Raw genomic sequence first — 19,938 nt, 5'->3', positions numbered from 1 at the left:
GCATTCACTTTCATGAATGCCGTGTATAGAAACGATATTATTTTTCTATTAAATTGCTGCTGTTCAGCCAGGCTGAAAAGAATCAGCAGGGTTATTTTTTTTCAAAATTACCAGATCTCTTCAATGATCTGGCTGGTAGTATTCACAGTGAATATATCTTCTGTCTTTTTTCCGTACATCGCTTTTACAAGAGGGGATTCTGCAGAAACTGTCATGATCTTCTGCTTTCCGTAAATAATTTCGCCTGCGGACGCAGCAATATAAAACAACCCCTTATCTGTTTTCACCAAAGCTCCGTTCTGCACTTTATCCATTGCTTCAGAGGATATTTTCCGGACAGCATCCTGCTGGTTCAGCGCTTCGTTAAGCTGCCGCTGAAGGTTATTGATCTCCTGCTGAAGCATTTCACGGCCGGTTTCATATTTATCCCCCATAGAACTTTTGGTATCGTTATTGGAAGCACGGGTTTCGGCAATAAGGTTTTCAAAATGCGTAATCTTATCTGCAATCTTTGCTGTAAGGATATTGTGTATTTCTTGTTTGTTCATGGAAGCTTTTATCCCCTCCAAAAAGAGGGGAATTATAAGAGTTAATACATCTTTTTAAGTAAGAATAACAATTTTACGGAACGATTATTTTTCAAACACCGCATAATCGGAGACTTTGAAGCTGAAGTCTTTTCCGGCATCAAAATTTCTTTTGGTTCTGTCAAAAACATTTCTGAAGGTTCCGGACAGGTTTCCGTCTTCAATAGTGAAGTTTACAGGTTCTTTAGACATATTCAGAACAACCAGAACTTCATCTTTGCCGTTCTTTCTTACATAAGCTAATATTTTGTCATTAGCTGTTGTATTCAGAAGAAAGGTCGCTACCTGAGTATCTCCGCCTCTTAAAGCAGGGTTGGAGGTTTTCAGTTCAAGCAGGGTTTTATAAAAATCCGCAGCCTGATAGGTATTCGTCCATTTGATGACATCTTTTTCAAAGAATTCCAGTCTTTTCATATTGGGAAGCTCCTGTCCTGAATACAGTAAAGGAACTCCGTTCCATGTTGCTGAAAAAACAGCCATCGGTTTGGTGATCACTCCATATTTTTCATATTCCGTTCCATTCCAGGAGTTTTCATCATGATTGGTGGTAAACCATGCTCTCATTGAATTGTCCCCGATATTGGAATATTGCACCAACAGGTCTTTAAGTTCCTGAAGCGGTTCATTTTTCTTATAATAATCTGCCGATTTGTGCATCCATTTCCAGGAATAGCTGGCATCAAATACTTTTCCGTATTCAGGGCTTTCCAGCTCATCAAATTCTCCCAGCCAGAAAAGAGGTTTTATTTTCTCAACTTCAGGGCGGGCCTGTTCCCAGAAATCCACTTCCACCCAGGAAGCCAGGTCGCATCTGAAACCGTCAATACCCGTTTCTTTTACCCAGAATTTCATGGCATCAATCATAGCCTGACGCATTTCCTGGTTTTTATAGTCCAGTTCGATAATGTCATCCATTCCTGAAGCGATATGAAATTTCCCATCCGGATCTTTCAGATAGAATTCGGGGTGTGTTTTGGTCCATACATGATCCCATCCCGTATGATTGGCTACCCAGTCGATGATGACTTTAAATCCTAATCTGTGGGCTTCGTTCACCATATGCTTAAAGTCGTTCAGAGTCCCGAATTCCGGGTTGATGGAAGTATAATCCGATGCTGCGTACGGGCTTCCCATGCTTCCTTTTTTGTTCTGCTGAGCAATAGGAGTAATGGGCATAAACCATAATGTTTTCACTCCCATATTCTTAAGGCGTGGCATTTCTTTTTCGAATGCCCGGAAAGTTCCTTCCTGGGTATATTGTCTGATGTTTACTTCGTAGATATTGGTGGTGTGCTTCCATTCTTTGGGCAGATCCATAGTATTTTTTATATTTTGAGTGGTACAGGAAACAATTCCCAGACCAACAGTTGCGAATAAAATTAATTTTTTCATTAATCTAATTTTAGCAAAAGTAAGGAATGTTTTTTTGAGAGAATGGAAAAGCGTGTATTTTAGGTGTATTGGAAATGAATGTACGGGTTCTAATTAAAGAAGGAGAAATTGATTATCAGGGAATTATAATTATAAGACCGGAAATTTTTAGTAAACCTAACAGGTCTTTGAGACCTGTTAGGTTTTGGGATCATAAAGAAAAGGATAAAACATCACTGTTTTCAACGAAAAACCCCGGATCAGAAATCCGGGGTTTTATATTGTATTCAGATGTTATCTTTCATCATCATTATCGTCTTCATCATCGAAAACATCATCGTTGTAGTCCTCTTCTTCTTCGTCATCGAAGCTGTCGTCTTCATCTTCAAAGTTTCCGCTTCCTCCGAAATCGTCTTCAAATCCAAAATCATCTTCCAGTAAAGGCATTGCTGATTTCTTTTTAGAGCCTCCTCCGTTTCCGCTTTTACTTGGAGCCTTTAAAGGAACATTCCCGAATCTGTAAACTGTAATAGGATAAGTAACTCCTTTTTTCTCATCAATAATTTCAATTAATTCGCAGAAGAACTCCCAGAGATCAAGAAGTCCGTACTGGAACTGTGCTTTGTTGCCTACATTTTCGAAAGCTTCATCGATGTATATATCTGACATAATTTCTCCGTCACCATCATCACTCATATCTTCCAGCGGTACGCTTTTTACTATCGTTCCGTCATCTTCCAGAAGATTAAAAGTAGACAGTTCATCGCCCTGCAGACTGAACGCACTTTTAATTCCCAAATGTAAGTTCCATAGTGACTGTTTTCCCTTAACTTCAATATCTCGGAAAATATCCTCTTTCGCATCTAATATTACGCGGATCTTGTAAACCATATCAGTTTCTTAAATTACTTTTTTTGCCTTAATTATTATGATAAATCTCTGTTGCAAATATATAATAAATGACATGTGACAAAAAAATATTTCAGGATTTTTTAAAATATTTTTTTTTCTTACATTTTGCCCGGATTATTACTTTTCTCGAGCATAAAACTGAATTTGGTACCTTCCAGGTAAACGCTTTCCACGGTGATATTTTCGTTATGAGCCTCCAGAATATGCTTTACAATGGCCAATCCCAGGCCGGATCCGCCTTCTCTTCTGCTTCTGCTGGTTTCCACTCTGTAAAATCTTTCAAAAATTCTTGGAAGAATCTCAGCTTTTATTCCCATTCCATTGTCAATCACCTCAATAAGAACCTTATTTTTAAGAACGCTTGTTTTTACCACTACTTTTGCTTCCTGTCTGTTGGCATAATGAATGGCATTTGAGATCAGATTAATGAAAACCTGGGAAATCTTCTGTTTATCGGCATCTACAAAGATCTGAGGATGCAGGGTCTGAATCTGCAGTGTGGTGGTATGTTTTTCCGCCTCAAATTCAAGAAGTTCAAAGATTTCTTTAATCAGCAGATTCACATCGAAGGTAGAAACCGTAAGATTGATCTCCCCTGCTTCAAGCCTGTTGATCATATCAAGATCCGTAACAATGGCAATAAGCCTTTCCACAGATTTATCGATTCTTTCCAGGTATTTGTCACGGATGGTAAGATTATCTACTCCCCCGTCTCTGAGGGTTTCTACGTATCCCTGAATGGAAAACAGCGGAGTTTTAAGTTCGTGGGAAACATTTCCGATGTATTCTTTACGGTAGCTTTCCATTTCCTTCATCATATCGATTTCCGTTACCTGCTGCTGATTCAGGTCTGAAAACCGTTCTCCGAGTTCTTTAATGGTAATATTTTCGTCATTATCATGAACGATTTCCTGTGGAAGAATTTCTGACAGTCCCCGTACCTGCTTTTTACCATAGTAGTTGAACAGAAGCTCAAGAACTACATAATTGATCATAAAGATAAGGATGATGCAGATAAAAAATCCGATTTTAAAAAACGGAGTCTGGTAATACAGATCCTTCAGTGAATCAAAGATGATCACTAAAAGAAACATCACCAGTGTCAGAAGACACGAGGCGACGAGTGTAAGTCTGTAAAATTTCAATTTTACAAATTTTTAGGGTTGGTATAAATTTAGGAATTTTAAGCTATTAAACGATCAGTTTATAACCGATTCCTTTCAGGGTCTGAATGGTATTGATTCCCAGTTTTTCTCTCAGTCTTCTGATGTGAACGTCTATGGTTCTTTCTCCCACGATCACGTCATTTCCCCATACTTTTTCAAGAATTTCTTCTCTTTTAAAGACTTTTTCAGTGTTTGAGGCCAACAGATAAAGCAGGTCGAACTCTTTTTTAGGCAGAAGAAACTGCTGTCCGCTTTTGGAAACCCTGAAGTTGTCTTTGTCTATCACAAGGTCACCGATCTCTATTAATTTGGCATTGTCTGAAACCTGGGAAGTCAGCTGAAGCAATGCGTTTACTTTAGAAATAAGGATCTTCGGTTTGATCAGCTTTACCACATAATCATTGGCTCCGGCCTGAAACCCTGCTAACTGGGAAAATTCCTCGCTTCTTGCGGAAAGGAAAACAATGAGTGTTTTCTGAAGTTCTTTCACTTTACGAAGTTCCTGGCAGGTTTCAATCCCATCTTTCTCCGGCATCATTACATCCAATAAGATAAGATCGGGGATAATTTCTTTGGCTTTTTCTATTCCTTCGTTTCCGTTGGTGGCCGTGTAGATGTCGTAGCCTTCCTTTTCCAGGTTGTAGGACAGGATCTCTAAAATATCCAGTTCGTCGTCTATTAAAAGGATTTTCTTTTGGTTCATTTTAAATTTTTACTGAGTCAAAGTTAATAAATTTTAAAGCACAGATGAACGAATCCTTTATCGTTTACATAAAGTTAACAATAATGGCTGTTTCTTAATATTTAGTTAAAAAAAAATTAAATTTTACTAAACCACTTACGCCGTCAAACTTTTATTCCTTTGCACCGAAAGAATCTAGAAATAAAGTAAGTAAATAATGAAAATTAATAAACTTAGCATTGCAGTCTTATTTTTATCCGGATCTGTATTTTACGCCCAGGAAACGAAGCAGGATACAGTGGCAAAGGAGAAAAAAATTGAAGGCGTAGTAATCCAGGGAAGCAGTAACAAGAAAACTGAAACTGCGGTATTGGGAGAACAGAAAAAAGCGGTTATTCAAAAGCAGGCTGTAAGTGCTGAAGAGATTTCCAGAAAAGGGATCTCCAACGTAGAGCAGGGACTTACCAAAGTAACGGGTATCACTACGGTAGAAGGAAGAGGACTTTTCGTAAGAGGTCTTGAAGAGCGTTACAATTACCTGTTGATCAACGGTCTTGGATCTCCTTCCAACAACCCTTTCCAGAAGATCATTGCTTTAAAGCAGTTCCCGACGGACGTAGTGGGTAAGCTAAATATCTACAAAACTTTCAATTCCAACCTTTACGGAGATTTCGCAGGTGCTACTTTTGATATTGAAACACTGACGATCGACAAGCCTTTTTCCAAAATTGAATTCGGGGTGGGTGTAAATACGGTAAGTACTTTCAGAGACGGGTTTAAAGTTTCAGAAGGTGCAGACGGATTTACCGGGTATCTCGGATTAAATTCAAGAGACAAAAAGCTACCATCCTCTATCAGAGATTCAAGACCAAGCAATTATAGATTTTCAGGAAGCGAGTCTTTATCCCAGTTTAAAGACAGCTGGAATGTGAATAATGTGAAATCTCTGCCTAATACGAATCTTGGGTTCACCACGGTGCAGAAAATGAAAGCCGGAGAAAACGGAAGTCTCGGATTCTTATTTTCATTAAACCAAAGCTCGGAATATTCATATAAAGAAGGGGCAAAAAACCAGTTTAAGGATTTCGGAGGTGTCATCAACCTGAATAACGAACTGCAGAGAAAGCAGTACAATTATCAGATAGAATCATCCGCGTTATTAGGCTTAGGATATAAAAACAGAGGTACTGTCCTTAATTTGAATGCAATGTACCTTCAGAATATCAATAACATCATTGAAGATTATTACGGATATAAAAATAACCAGATCCAGAATAAAGATATTGGATTCTTCCGTACCAACCAGCAGGATTTATCAAGATTCCTTAATATCCAGCTGACAGGTTCCCAGAAAATAGGAGAAAGACATCAGATAAAAGCCGGAGGAAGTTATGTAATTAATAATTATCAGCAGCCCGACAGAAAGATTCTGGAAGGAAGCCGTCTGGACTCCAATGGAAATATGCTTGCCGACAACCAGTTGCTTTTAGCCTATGGGGGGAACAATATTATCCGTCAGTATCTTGATGTGAATTCAAGATTTTACGGTTCTGCTTATGGAGAGTATTCTGTATTTTTAGGAGAAAAAGGAGATAAAAAAGACTACCCGATGCAGCTATCCGTTGGATATAACGGTTTTGCAGATCTCAGAAAAACATCGTACAGGTTTATTTTCGGAAAACCCAACGGTACCGCAGGACAAAGTTTTATTATCGATAAAAACGCTCCACAGGCTAAATTCGACCAGGATCTTGCCAACAACAGATTCTTCTTCCAGGAAGAAACGGATGCTTCCAACTTCTTTACAAGTATGTATCAGTTTGTAAATGCCGGATATATCAATTTCAACTACAAACCTTCTGAAACATGGGATATCCTTATCGGCGGAAGGTATGAAAATGACATGACCTTAATCCGTTTTTCTGAACAGGGAGCTGAGAAAAAAACAAACCTGGATAAAGAAAGAAACCTATTCCTTCCTTCCCTTGCTGTGAAAAAGGCTCTTAACACGAAGAACAACCTGAGATTTTCATTCAGCAAAACTGTTACCCGTCCTGTACTGATCGAAACAATGGAAATTTCATACATCAATCCGGACAACGAGACCATCAAAGGAAATCCGGACATCAAATTAAGTGATAACTATAATTTTGATCTGAAGTGGGAATATTTCCCTACCAACAAAGAGATGTTCGCGGTGAACTTATTTGCTAAAAGAATCAATAATGCCATTGAAAGGTCTTTTGTTTCTTCCGGAGATGCCAATGGGGTAACAGTAACTTTCTATAATGCTAAAAAGGCAGATCTGGCCGGTATTGAGCTGGAAGGAATTATGAGTCTGGGAAGAATTTCCGAATCTCTGGAAAAATTCACTTTAGGAGCCAATGCCACATTTATGTATACTGATGTTGAAAGAAGTGAAGACCAGCTGAAACTGGAACAGCCCAATCCTTCTTTCTATACGGGAAAACTACGCAAAAGAGGTCTTCAGGGAGCTTCTCCTTATACGATCAACGCAGACCTGAAATACGAAATCAAAAACAAAAATAATTTAAGCAGAACATTATCTCTTGTATACAATGTAAGCGGTTCCAAGATCTATGCAGTAGGGACTTCAGGTTCGGATAATTTCTATGAAAAGCCTTTCCATCAACTGGATTTTGTTTACCAGGAACAGCTTACTAAAAACTGGAGTGTGAAAGCCGGCGTAAGAAACATTTTAAATAACAGATATAAAATCCTTCTGGGAGATAAGAGCTACTATAATGTAGAGACTCACGGAGTGAATACCTATACAGATTATTTCAGAGGAGTAAACTTCAACCTGACCGTAGGATATACGTTCTAAATAACTAATAAGAATATAAATAAAGTATAAAAATGAAAAGAAGAGTTTTATCATTACTATCGTTAACTGCTGCGTTAACACTGGCCCTGAATTCATGTACAATTGATGTAAATGACGGTCTGGGAGACGGAACTCCGGTAACTCCCGGAACTACTGAAAGTGTATTAAGCGGAAGCGGAACTTTATCCGGGACTATTGCAAAGGATATTTTAATTAAAAAAGGAAATTATACATTAGACGGAATTGTAAAGGTAACCAATAATGCTACAATTACTATTGAGGCAGGGGCTACATTTACGGTTTCCACTTCTAAAACAAGTGGTTTGGTCGTTCTTCAGGACGGAAAAATAAATGCTGTCGGAACCGCATCGGAACCTATTGTATTCACAACTGCTACTAAAACTCCTGGTGACTGGGGAGGAATCACATTATACGGAAATGCTCCGATCAAAGCAATCAACGGAAATACCCAGGCTCTTTCTGAAGACGGTAACAACGTATATTACGGAGGATCAGACCCTAATTCAAACTCCGGAACAATGAAGTTTGTAAGAGTAGAATATGCCGGTAAAAAAATTGGTGACGGTACTTCAGAAACCAACTCTATGACATTCTATGCAGTAGGAGCTGGAACTACACTGGAAAACCTTGTAACCTACAAAGGAACCGACGACGGTTACGAGTTCTTTGGAGGAACTGTAAGTGCCAAGAATATCGTTTCTTATGGAAACTATGATGATTCATTTGACTGGCAGGATGCATGGAGCGGGCAGAACAATACCAACTGGTATGCTTTCCAGACAGGAGTAGGAAATTTCGGAATGGAAATTGAAGCTTCCAGTAATGTGGATAATACCGCCCCTAAAATTTCAAATATTACCCTGATCAGAGATGCCAATACGAACCCGGAAGTAGCCAACTCTCCTGAGATTTCAGCTATTCAGTTTAAAAAACAGGGAACCGGTATTTTCTCCAATGTATATATCAGCGGATATAAAAACATCGGTACTCAGAAAGCTTATTCTGTACTGATTCAGGATGCACCTACGGAAACAAGCCAGGTAAATACCAACAAAGTGTCTGTTGCACCGATGACTTACTTAAACTCCGATAATCCGGGAGTTTGGGGATATGCATTTACACCCAACGGAGGAAAAACTTTCACTAATGCTTCAACCGTTACAAAAGTATCTCTAACTCCAGGAGCATGGGCTACAGTAGACGGTGTAAACCTTTTAGCCGGTTTACAATAAGGAACAGTTTCTTCATATCAGATAAAAAAGCCATCAGAAAAGTTTTTCTGATGGCTTTTGATTTTTATTAATCTTCCTCATTCCGTTTCATCTCTCGCATTTCACTTTCTGCATATATTAATGCCTCATGGGAAGATAAAAAAGGAATAGAAATACTTCCGGAAGATATTGTTCCATATTCATTATACCTGTAATCACCAAAATGTAAATAATAGACCAGGCCGTCAGAATTTAAATAAGGTTCGTCTTCACTCTACCCTTCCTCATAAAACTGATCCCAGCCCTGCTCTACTAAAATTATTTTTTCAAAATGAGTTTCGGCGTACTTCCACGTTCCCTCCTTTATTATTCTTTGCATTATGTCTATTTTTAAGGAATAAACCTGTTTTTACAAAAACGATAAATATTTTAAGTTTCCTAAATGCACATAAAACATCTGCACAAAAAAGCCACCAGAAAACTGATGGCTTCGGATTCACAAAAAACAAGTATATAAAAAATACATTTTTCTTTAATTTCTCCAGAACAGATTTCCCTTATTCATAAGGGCTTCTATCCGGGATATCCTGGAGACAGCTTCTGCAGAACAGGTGGCATCGGTGAATACCACTGCGGCCTCATCTCCTGCTTTAGGCCATTGCTGCTTTCCTTTTTCATCCAGCGGAAGGATGCTTTGGGTGGCAAACTGCAGGGCCCGTGAAAGAGCCTGTTCTGTGGCATACCCGTACAGTTCGGCAATAAGATTGGCCTTCTGCAGCATATTCCCGGATCCGAAAGTACTCCAGTAATCCTGTACGTTATCATTACCGATCAGGACATTTACACCATGTTTCTTCAATAATGAAATAGGCATAATGGTTTTTCCAAATGGAACCGATGAAGCAATGCCAACTTTTCCTTCCGCCAGTCTTTCAGCGATCTGTTCTGCTTCTTTAGCCGAAAGATGGGCCAGAGCAAAAGCATGGCTTACGAATGTTTTTCCCTGAAGCTGTGGATTTTCAATGGCTTTATCAATCAGATAATTGATGGTTTTCATTCCTGATTCGCCTGTTTCGTGAAGGTGAATATCAATTCCTTTCTGATGATCAACAGCCAGCTGTACCGTAAAATCAAGTACTTTTTCAATACTTCCGTCGATGCTTAAAGGATCAAGGCCACCGATAAAACCTACACTTTTCAGCTGTGCTGCCTCTTTCATCAGGGAAGCAGATTCGGTATAATAAAGGCCATGCTGCGGGAAAGCAACCAGTTCGGCGCTGAACGAATCTTTTTTATTTTCCAGGGCTCTTTCCAGATGCTCAAGGGATTTTAATCCTGAAGTGGGTTCTACGTTAAAATGGGTTCGTGCAAAATGGGTCCCGTAGTGCTGTAAAAGGCTGATCAGCTGTTCTGCCCTTTCCACAGAAGTTTTCAGCAGTTCCGGGATAATTTCCTGTTCATAGGCGATCATATCCTTTACCGATCTCCTTTTGGGGGATAATGCTTTCCATGGAAGCCCGTACAGGGTTTTATCCAGATGTACGTGCATATCCCTGAAGGCAGGAAGCATCAGATAACCTTTGGCATCTAGCGCCCGGGAAGCAGAATCATTGGCTCTGACGGTTTTGATCTTTCCGTCCTCAATATCAATACTGAAAAGATCTGTTTTTGTTCCAGTCACCTCTTCATTATCATATTCAAAACCTGTTTCCAGGCGGACATTTTTCAGGGAATATTTTCCTTTTGCAGTTAATTGATAGGGAAATTGCATGATTTAAAAATTTAATCATACAAAATTACATCTGCTTCAGCACAAAAACAGTGTATTAATTATATCTTGTGTTGTATAAATTATTCCTTGAACTGGGATGGAGTCATTCCGGTCTGCACCTTGAAAAATTTTGAAAAACTGGCATGGTCGTAAAATCCGAGATCATACACAATATCTTTTACAGACATTTCCGAAACTTTCAGCAGACGTTTGGCTTCAAGAAGAATACGGTCCTGAATAAGGGATGAAGCTGAAGCGTTAAGGTTTTTCTTGCATACGATATTCAGGTAATTGGCAGAAATATTCAGTTTACCGGCATAAAAAGAAACCGATCTTTCTGTTTTAAAATTCTGGTCGATCAGATGTAAAAACCTGGAAATGATAGGATTCGAGTTATAGACTTCGAAATCCTTAAAAGCCCCTTCCATTGATCTGCTTACCAGCAGGCCGATCAGCTCGCTCCGTTTCTGGATCATTTCCCAGAATATATTTTCCCTTTTCAGCTCATTACGGATGGCCTGGAATTCATACCTGAATGTTTCAAAAACCTCTCCGGAAAGGTTGATCACCGGGTGATTCTGATAATATGATGCAGAAAATCTCAAAGAAGGTAAAAAACTTTCAAACCAGTCCCTGCTGATCATCAGCTGATAGCCGATGGTTTCTTTTTCAATCACCCACTGATGAACCTGGTCCGGAAAAACGAGATGGATCTGATGGTCTTTCACCTGGTATTCCGTAAAATCGATCGTATGGGATCCTACACCATGCTCAAAAAGATTGATGATAAAAAAATCGTGTTTGTGGGGATCATCAATGGAACGTGCCCCATAAAGTTCATTAAACAGCAGATTACAGCCCTTCAGCTGGTTATCGCTGAATTCCTGGATTCCTAAAACCGGAAAATGATCTGTATGTTGGCCCACGCGGTCTGATTTTCTCTTAAAATTAGTAAAAATTACAAGAGCCTGTTCAATTTATTTCAAAACATTCATGGATCGTATAAAAAACGGCTGTTCCTGAACCTTTCCCTATCGCATATCATGTATGAAACCGGAATAAATGAAATATGCTGAATATTTTTTGTTCCAAAAACCCGTTATCCGTGGTATTTTTAAAAACACAAAAGTCTTTGACACTTTAATATGGTTACACCCTAAGCGTATAAAAGTACACTTCAGTCTTTAGAAATCTGCGATTTCTATTGACCACAGAATAAAAAATCTGCTCAATCTGCAGAATCTGCGAGAAATAAAAAACCACAAAAACAAACAATCCATCACACTTTTATGTTCCTGATTATTCCGAAAAGAACGGAAAAATCAGAGCCTATTTCTTTGAAAAGATTTATTGCTTTTCTAAGATTCAAGTGATTAAATGTCTGCAGTTTCTGTGGCTAACACTAAACTATATATATCCAAATTTTATTTTAGGATTTTAATATCCGGACAATTTCTCCAAAATCCATAGATTCAGCATGCTGCAGGGGAGTTTTCCCGGAATGATCAGGAATACTCAGATCAGCTCCGCTGTCTTTTAAGATCTGTACAATTTCCTGGTACTTTTCAGTCCCGTTTCCGAGAATCACAGCTTCCATAAGTGCTGTCCAGCCTAACCGGTTCACGTGATTAACCGGAAAACCTTTTGTTTTTACCAGTACTTTCACCGTTTCCACATGACCTCTTTCACAGGCAGGAATCAGTGCGGTACCATTATAGCGGTTGAAAAGATCAAAACGGGCTCCGTTTTCAAGATATAATTTCACCAGCTCTGTCTGCCCGCTTGCTCCGGCATACAGAAACGGACTGTCCAGCTGATCATCCTGAAGGTTGACATCCGCTTTATAAGCAACCAGCAGTCTTGCCATCTCAACCTGTTTTTCAATGGTGGCGATCAGCAGTAACGAGCGTCCTCTTCTGTCTTTGGTATTCACATCAGTTCCATTATTCAAGGCCGATTTCACTGCTGCCAGATCATTTTTTCTTACCAGATCCACTATATCTTTCTGTTCCATCCTGTATTCTTTTGGAGAGTTACCCGGCTTCGTATCACATGCACTCATGCTGCCGAACGCCAGTAGAAATATTAAAATTTTCATTGCTTATCATGTTAAGATTAAAAATTTAAAAGACAACATTTCCCTGATGTACCAGAGATTTCACCTCGGAAATTCTGGATACCGCTTCCGCAGAGCAGCTTGCATCGATCAGTACAAAATCTGCCTGATTTCCGGCTTTGGGCCATTGCTGAACTCCTTTATCATCCAGCGGAAGTACATTTCCTGTCGCCAGCTTCAGACTTCTGGATAAGGCCAGTTCGGTAGAATAACCGTAGAGCTGTGCCATCAGATTGGCTTTCTGAAGTACACTTCCTGTTCCGAAAGTATTCCAGTGATCTACAATACTGTCATTTCCTGTCAATACGGTTACCTTATGCTTGTATAAGGTCGGGATCGGCATAATCAGCCTTCCGACAGGGATCGTAGAGACAATTCCGATCTGTGCCGCCCCCAGTTTTTCAGCAATTTCTTCCTGTTTTGCGGGTTCTAATTTTCCTAATATAAAACAATGGCTCAAATAAGTATTCCCTTTAAGAGAGGGGTTTTCATTCACTTTATCAATCAGATATTCCACTGTTTTCAATCCTGAATCCGCAGTTTCGTGAAGGTGAATATCAATTCCTTTTTTGTGATCTAAGGCCAGCTGGACCGTAAAATCAACCACCTTTTCAATATTTCCGTCAACATTGAACGGATCTACTCCACCGATAAAATCAATATCCATTTTAGCCGCTTCCTTCAGATAAGGCACTGAATCCGTATAGAATACTCCATGCTGAGGGAAAGCCACCAGTTCTGCTCCGAAGCCATTCTTTTTATGATCCAGGGCTTTCTGTAAATTTTTTAACGATTGGAGTTTTGATGTAGGTTCTATATTCACATGGCTTCTGGCAAAAGATGTACCTTTTGACTGTAACAGTTCAATCATCTTTTCTGCTTTAAATGTTGAATTTTTAAGCATTTCCGGAAGCATCTTCTGTTCCAGTCCGATCATTCCTTTAATTCCTCCGGTTCTTTTTCTTACCGCCTGCCATTTATCTCCGTAAAAAGTTTTGTCCAGGTGGATATGCATATCTTTAAATGCAGGGAGCATTAATAGTCCTTTGGCATCTATGGCTTTGGCACCGGGCTGGTTAGGAGCAATTTTTGTGATTTTACCGTTTTCAGTCTCAATATAGAAGAGGTCTGTTTTCGTTGCTGTTACGTCTCCTTCTTCATAAACAAAACCTGTTTCCAGACGGACGTTTTTAAGGCTTAGTTTTCCTTTTACCGAATTATTTTTCTCATCAGAAAACGGTGATGCATTCATGATATTGGGTATTAAAGTTAATCCGGCCAGTGCCAGTGCTGAATTCCTGATAAAATCCTTACGGGATATCGTATGGTCTGAAGTCGTCATGTCCAATCTCTTTCTGACAAAATTAAAAAGAACGTCTGTGAAGCAGGTGTACGGTTTATTACAAAATCTGTATGATTTATGCTTTGGATAATTTTATCAGGTAGATTGAACAGATTAGCAGGTATTTACTTTATAAAAACATTAATAATGTATATAAAGTTTCCGCAGATCGCGCTGATTTCGCAGATGTTTGTGTTGTATTGGTCTCCTGGCTGTTAAAAAAGATTTAGGAATTTCTGGGAAATAAAAAGACCGGATTTTCAACCCGGTCTTATTTTTATTTATTGGAATATTCAAACTTTCTGACTGCTTCCAGTGTTATCTCAATTTCTTTTTCTTTGATGGCATCACTGATGAAGTAGGTCTCATAGCCGCTTGGCGGAAGATAAATTCCATTTTCAAGCATCTGATGGAAGAAGTTATTGAACAATGAATGGTTGGCTTCCTGAGCTTCATCAAAATTAGAGACTCTGTTGGTATGGAAGAAAACAGACATCATGGATCCTTTTCTGTTGATCTTATGAGGAATGTCTTTTTCATTCAGAATTTTTCCGATCTCAATGCTTAATGTTTCTGTTGTTTTATCCAGCCTGCTGAAGAATTCCGGATCATTTTTAATCAGCTGAAGTGTTTTCAGTCCTGCTCTCATAGCCAGAGGATTCCCGCTTAATGTTCCGGCCTGGTATACACCTCCTTTCGGGGCAAGGTGGTCCATAATTTCATTTCTTCCGGCAAAAGCGCCTACCGGAAGTCCTCCACCGATCACTTTTCCGTAGGTAACAAGGTCTGCTTTTACATTAAAAAGTTCCTGTGCACCTCCGAAAGCCAGTCTGAATCCGGTCATCACTTCATCAAAGATCAGCAAAGTTCCGTTTTCATCACAGATTTTTCTCAGGTTCTGCAGGAAATTATTTTCAGGAAGTACACATCCCATATTTCCGGCTACCGGCTCAATGATAATGGCTGCAATTTCTCCCGGATTATGACGGAACAGATCCTGAACCTGCTCTATATCATTATAACGGGCTAAAAGAGTATCTTTTGCGGTACCTTCTGTAACTCCCGGAGAATTCGGATTTCCGAAAGTAGCAGCCCCGCTTCCTGCTTTAATCAGGAATGAGTCTGAGTGGCCGTGATAGCAGCCTTCAAACTTGATGATCTTATCTCTTCCGGTAAATCCTCTCGCCAGTCTTACTGCGCTCATACACGCTTCTGTACCGGAGGAAACCATTCTGATCTGATCAATATTCGGAACGTTCTCTACAATGAATTTTGCAATTTCGGTTTCCAGTTCAGTGGGTGCTCCGAAAGAGAACCCTTTTTCGGCCTGGATTTTCAGTTCTTCCAGGACTTCAGGATGGGTATGTCCTAAAATAGCCGGTCCCCATGAATTGATGTAATCGATGTAAGTATTATCGTCTGCATCTGTAAGATAAGCTCCCTTCGCCGATTTCATAAAAACAGGAACTCCTCCTACTGATTTGAATGCACGTACCGGAGAATTTACTCCACCCGGAATGTATTGATAGGCTTCATCAAATAAAGCCGAACTTCTTTGGTATTTCATATATTGGTTGCTGGTTGGCAGTTGTCTGTGAATGCCGGAAACGGCCAACAAAAAAATTAATTTCTCGGTTTTTTGTCTATTAAATAGATCAGCTGGCCCGCAGAAGGCTGCTGACCTTCGTCCATACGGTTTTTAGCGTAAAGTTTATTAAGCTTGATTCCGAATTTCTGGGCAATATCGTGCATATCCTCACCGGATTCGGCTTTATAGGTTGCTGTATTTCCTGCTGAGTTTTTGGATTCAAGGAAAACGATATCATTTTTCTTTAAGACATCACTGTCCAGGTCATTCCATTTCATCAGTCTGCTTTCGCTTACTTTAAATTTATTGGCGATGAATTTTACGTTGGTGTCTTCAGGGATAACGATATATTTAAGCCCTTCGTTCGGGTGGCTTTTGATAATGATAGCATTAAGGATTTCCGCTTTTGTTTTGATCCTTTCCACTCTTTTCTGCTGCTGGGCATAAGAGGTCTGTTTATAAGGAACTTCTACGGTAACAGGTTCTTTAACTTTCTTTACAGCTTTTGAGGGTTCCAGCTGAGCCATGAAAGTTCTGTCGTCTTTCAGGTCCGGGTACATTTTAAGAACCGCATACAATACTTCACTGGAAGAAGTATTGTCATATTCGTAAAGCCTGTATTTTTCAATTTTGCCGATGAGAATCGATGCATAACGGGGATTGGTAGCGTAGCCTGCTTTTTTCAGTCCATGAGCCCATGCTCTGTAATCTTTCATATCCAGCTTGAAAAGATTCGCATAATATTTTCTTGTTGATAAGAATATGGAATGGTCCTCATAAGACTGTCTGGGATCGTCATATACACGGAAACATTCGTTGGGAGCATCATCTGTGTGTTTCATGGTTTTCCCCGTCCAGTCTTCTTTACATTTGATCCCGAAGTGATTTTTGCCTTCCTGGGCAAGTCTGCTCTGCCCGCCCCCGGTCTCTAAAAGTCCCTGGGCTAAGGTAATGGAAGCCGGAATTTTATATTTTTCCATTTCCTCTACCGCGTATTTGGCAAACCGTTGGATGTACTGATCTTCAGTGGCCCAGTTCTGAGCTGAAAATTTTGATAAAACTAAAAGGCTTATGAGCAAGAGAAGTCTTTTCATGTTTTTCAATTTACTTATATAATTAAATTTCTGTTCTGTTTTTCTAAAAGCAGATTGGCACCTTCAATTCCCTGCAGCCCGCCTGTGTGAAAGCACAAAATCCTGCTGTGTTCAGGAAAATATCCTTCATCAATCAGTTCAAAAACCTTCTGCATCATCTTTCCTGTATAAACCGGCTCCAAAGGAATTCCGTATTTTTCTTTGAAGTCATTGATAAAACGGATGTTATCATCTTTTATTTTACCATAACCTCCGAAACCTGAATCTATCAGATCAAAATTCCGTTTTGAGGTTAATTCAAAGATTTTACTTTCCAGTGAATCATCGTCAACTGCTTTAAATCCTATAACTTTCTGATTTTCTTCACAAAATTTTGAGATTCCGGCAATTGTTCCTCCGGTTCCTACCGCAGTGCAAAGATAATCAAAATCTTTTGTTTGGTCATTCAGCATCATTTTTACGCCTTCTACTGCCTCTTTATTGGTTCCACCTTCGGGAACCACAAGTGATCCGGGAAATTCATGCTGCAGAAATTCGGTTAATTTTTCTTTGTGCCGGTATTCTTCACGGGTAACAAATTTCAGGTTCATCCCGTTTCTTCTGGCAAAAAGCAGTGTAGGGTTATCCCTCCATTTATCTTTAAGCTCCTCTCCTCTTATGATACCTAATGTGGGGATCCCGGCCATATTTCCGGCCGCAGCCACTGCAGCAATGTGGTTGGAAAATGCTCCTCCAAAAGTAATAACATAAGGTTTTCCGGGATTTTGATTGAGATAGTTATTGATATTATAAAACAGTTTCCAGTATTTATTCCCCGAAATCTGAGGATGAATAAGGTCTTCCCTTTTAATGAAGAGCTTTATATTTTTATCAATAGGTATTTCCCGGATAGGAACCGGTTCCGCCGGAACTGTTAACAACATCTTTTTCCTGACTATTAAGATTTATACAAAATTAATAAAAGATTTATGAAATGCCGGGATCTGGAAAATGGAATGTTTTTTTATTTTAAATGTTTAAATGGGCCTGCCCTTTTCAATTGAATAAGGCGGTTGAGTACAGGAAAAATATATATGATTAAATTTTGGAGGCTATATTTATCTGAATACGGTTTTATTATTTTAAAACGGGCCTGAAGCCCGTTTATGTGTTATCCGGATTTATTGAGCGGCTTAAAATTTGAATTTATAACCCTTTAATGAATTCCGCGGTTCTTTTCAGCACCAATTCCGGGGATTCTTTGTGCGGGGTATGTCCTATCCCGGGTATGATGTATTTTTCTGCCGGTCCGCTTACCTGGGTTACTGTTTTTTCAACCTGATCCAGTGTTCCGTATTCATCAGCTTCTCCCTGAATGAATAATAGCGGGCAACGGATATCCTTTAAAAGATATTCTATATTCCAGGCTCTGTAATCGGCTCTTGTCCAGGTTTCTGTCCAGGCTCTGAAGAGTGTTTCTACTTTATCACCGTGGTATTTTTTCAGCCGTTCCGGGAGATTCGTTGTTTTATAGGCTTCCCACGCATCATATACTCCTTTTAGAGTAGTTTCTTCTACAAAAATATGTCCTGCTTCACACACTACGGCTTTTATTTTTTCCGGATATCTGGCAGCTGTGATCAGGGCGATTGTTCCGCCATCGCTGTGACCGAATAAAATAGCGTTGCGGATGTTAAACGCTGTCAATAGGTCATTCAGAAAACCGGCTTCGAGTTCCATATAGTTTACCGGTCTTTCATGAGTAAGCATAGAACCTGATTTTCCGTAACCTGATCTGTCATATGCAAAAACATTACAACCTGTGTGTTCGGACAGCAGGGCTGGAAAATCTCGCCAAAGCTGTACAGAGCCTAAAGAATCGTGAAGAAAAACAATGACCGGCCCGCCCTCAGAACGGTTATGATATTCTATATAAATTTCAGTTCCATTAATGTCTGTTAATTGATTCTGTATCATGATTCCTACTGTAATTTCTTAAAAAACGTTCGCTTCATTTTGTATAACGTCCGGGCAAATGTATTGATTTGTGAAAATAATGTACATTCCACAGCGTTGCATTTTTAAAATAAAATACCCCTGAAAAACCCAGGGGTAATATTTTAAGGATGATCCATCTTTACAAAGCCGGCGCTTTTGCTTCTTCAAATTCTTTCAACAGGTTACTGAAAACAGTTTCTACCGGAAGAATATCATGAATTAGTGCTGAAACCTGCCCTATTTCAAGTTCTCCGTCTTCCATATCGCCTTCAAACATTCCTCTCTTTGCTCTCGCACGGCCTAAAGATGCTGTCAGCGCCTCTTTATTTCTTCCTGACTGATAGATTTCCTCCAGTTCGCTGAAGAATTTATTTTTCACCATTCTTACAGGAGCCAGTTCTTTTAAGGTAAGATGGGTATCTCCCTCATTCAGTTCCGTAATTTTCTTTTTCCAGTTTTCATGGGCACTTGCTTCTACGGTTGCAGCGAAACGTGACCCGATCTGTACTCCGTCTGCTCCCAGGATCATAGCAGCTTTCATCTGTGAACCTAAAGCTATCCCTCCTGCAGCGATCAATGGTTTGGAAATATGCTGTTTTACATTAGGGATCAGGCAAAAAGTAGTGGTTTCATCTCTTCCGTTGTGTCCTCCGGCTTCAAAACCTTCTGCTACAACTGCATCTACACCGGCTTCTTCACATTTCACGGCAAATTTGGTTGAAGAGACCACATGGGCAACAGTCAGTCCCTCTTTCTGAAGGGTTTCTGTGTATGTTTTGGGATTTCCGGCCGAAGTAAAAACTATTTTTACTCCTTCTTCCAGAATGATCTGAATAATTTCTTCGAGGTTGGGATACAGCATCGGAACGTTTACTCCGAAAGGCTTATCCGTAGCCATTTTACATTTCTGAATATTTTCTCTCAGGATATCAGGATACATACTTCCTGCTCCTATTAATCCAAGCCCTCCGCAATTGGAAACGGCTGAAGCAAGCCTCCATCCTGAGTGCCAGATCATACCGGCCTGGATAATGGGATACTGTATATTAAAAAGCTGTGTAATTCTATTCTGCTCTGTCTGCATCTGGTGAAGTTTTTTTGCTGAATTAAAGTCTATAAAATTGCTCATGCGTAAAAATACTAAAAACAGGGATATTCAGGATTTAAAAACGAATAAAAGTAACGGATATTTACTATAATTCAACGCTTCACTTTTCAGTAAGGTGCTTATTACCGGAGCCTGCTCCTGAAA

16 protein-coding genes are annotated in these 19,938 nt (G+C 39.5%); 2 read left to right on the top strand and 14 right to left on the bottom strand.

Annotation, left to right across the window (positions count from 1 at the left end; translation table 11 throughout):
* Positions 1-107: 107 nt before the first annotated feature.
* The 5 genes from AC106S_RS10110 to AC106S_RS10090 form a co-directional block, all read right to left on the bottom strand.
* On the bottom strand, positions 108-548 hold the full coding sequence (locus AC106S_RS10110) for a hypothetical protein (protein WP_482438945.1): 441 nt from the start codon (positions 546-548) through the stop codon (positions 108-110).
* Positions 549-632: 84 nt separating this feature from the next.
* On the bottom strand, positions 633-1,979 hold the full coding sequence (locus tag AC106S_RS10105) for an alpha-amylase family glycosyl hydrolase (RefSeq protein ID WP_482438944.1): 1,347 nt from the start codon (positions 1,977-1,979) through the stop codon (positions 633-635).
* Positions 1,980-2,252: 273 nt separating this feature from the next.
* On the bottom strand, positions 2,253-2,849 hold the full coding sequence (locus AC106S_RS10100) for an IS1096 element passenger TnpR family protein (protein WP_482438943.1): 597 nt from the start codon (positions 2,847-2,849) through the stop codon (positions 2,253-2,255).
* Positions 2,850-2,968: 119 nt separating this feature from the next.
* Positions 2,969-4,015, bottom strand: a complete 1,047-nt coding sequence (locus AC106S_RS10095; protein WP_482438942.1) for a sensor histidine kinase — start codon at positions 4,013-4,015, stop codon at positions 2,969-2,971.
* A 46-nt stretch (positions 4,016-4,061) separates the two neighbouring features.
* The gene (locus AC106S_RS10090) at positions 4,062-4,739 is read right to left on the bottom strand and encodes a response regulator transcription factor (RefSeq protein ID WP_062702984.1); all 678 of its coding nucleotides are present in this window, start codon (positions 4,737-4,739) and stop codon (positions 4,062-4,064) included.
* A gap of 196 nt (positions 4,740-4,935) precedes the next feature.
* On the opposite strand from AC106S_RS10090, the gene AC106S_RS10085 reads away from it, so the two are divergent.
* Together AC106S_RS10085 and AC106S_RS10080 are read left to right on the top strand one after the other, a co-directional pair.
* The gene (locus tag AC106S_RS10085; RefSeq protein ID WP_482438941.1) at positions 4,936-7,566 is read left to right on the top strand and encodes a TonB-dependent receptor plug domain-containing protein; all 2,631 of its coding nucleotides are present in this window, start codon (positions 4,936-4,938) and stop codon (positions 7,564-7,566) included.
* 32 nt (positions 7,567-7,598) lie between these two features.
* Positions 7,599-8,819: a hypothetical protein gene (locus AC106S_RS10080; RefSeq protein ID WP_482438940.1), complete on the top strand. Its 1,221-nt coding sequence runs from the start codon at positions 7,599-7,601 to the stop codon at positions 8,817-8,819.
* A 511-nt stretch (positions 8,820-9,330) separates the two neighbouring features.
* Here AC106S_RS10080 and AC106S_RS10075 read toward each other — a convergent pair.
* From AC106S_RS10075 to AC106S_RS10035, 9 genes are all read right to left on the bottom strand, one after another.
* A complete protein-coding gene (locus AC106S_RS10075; protein WP_482438939.1) occupies positions 9,331-10,569 on the bottom strand; it encodes an amidohydrolase in 1,239 nt (412 codons plus the stop codon).
* 80 nt (positions 10,570-10,649) lie between these two features.
* Complete coding sequence (locus tag AC106S_RS10070) at positions 10,650-11,495, bottom strand: helix-turn-helix domain-containing protein (RefSeq protein WP_482438938.1); 846 nt, start codon at positions 11,493-11,495, stop codon at positions 10,650-10,652.
* Between the two features lie 503 nt (positions 11,496-11,998).
* Positions 11,999-12,667: an ankyrin repeat domain-containing protein gene (locus tag AC106S_RS10065; RefSeq protein ID WP_482438937.1), complete on the bottom strand. Its 669-nt coding sequence runs from the start codon at positions 12,665-12,667 to the stop codon at positions 11,999-12,001.
* Positions 12,668-12,692: 25 nt separating this feature from the next.
* Positions 12,693-14,027, bottom strand: coding sequence for an amidohydrolase (locus tag AC106S_RS10060; protein ID WP_482438936.1), 1,335 nt, complete (start codon positions 14,025-14,027; stop codon positions 12,693-12,695).
* A 277-nt stretch (positions 14,028-14,304) separates the two neighbouring features.
* Positions 14,305-15,594 carry a glutamate-1-semialdehyde 2,1-aminomutase gene (gene hemL, locus AC106S_RS10055; protein ID WP_482438935.1) on the bottom strand — a complete coding sequence of 430 codons (1,290 nt, stop codon included), beginning with the start codon at positions 15,592-15,594 and terminating at the stop codon, positions 14,305-14,307.
* Positions 15,595-15,650: 56 nt separating this feature from the next.
* Positions 15,651-16,709 (bottom strand): glucosaminidase domain-containing protein, encoded by a 1,059-nt coding sequence (locus AC106S_RS10050; protein WP_482438934.1) that lies wholly within the window; start codon positions 16,707-16,709, stop codon positions 15,651-15,653.
* A gap of 14 nt (positions 16,710-16,723) precedes the next feature.
* Positions 16,724-17,632: a 1-aminocyclopropane-1-carboxylate deaminase/D-cysteine desulfhydrase gene (locus tag AC106S_RS10045; protein WP_482438933.1), complete on the bottom strand. Its 909-nt coding sequence runs from the start codon at positions 17,630-17,632 to the stop codon at positions 16,724-16,726.
* Between the two features lie 262 nt (positions 17,633-17,894).
* Positions 17,895-18,665: an alpha/beta fold hydrolase gene (locus tag AC106S_RS10040; protein WP_482438932.1), complete on the bottom strand. Its 771-nt coding sequence runs from the start codon at positions 18,663-18,665 to the stop codon at positions 17,895-17,897.
* Between the two features lie 160 nt (positions 18,666-18,825).
* On the bottom strand, positions 18,826-19,815 hold the full coding sequence (locus AC106S_RS10035) for an NAD(P)H-dependent flavin oxidoreductase (protein ID WP_482438931.1): 990 nt from the start codon (positions 19,813-19,815) through the stop codon (positions 18,826-18,828).
* Between the last annotated feature and the right edge of the window lie 123 nt (positions 19,816-19,938).

This window comes from Chryseobacterium sp. FR054, from assembly GCF_056844565.1.
The sequence above is the reverse complement of the archived record's forward strand: the minus strand, read 5'-3'. Positions and strand labels throughout refer to the sequence as shown.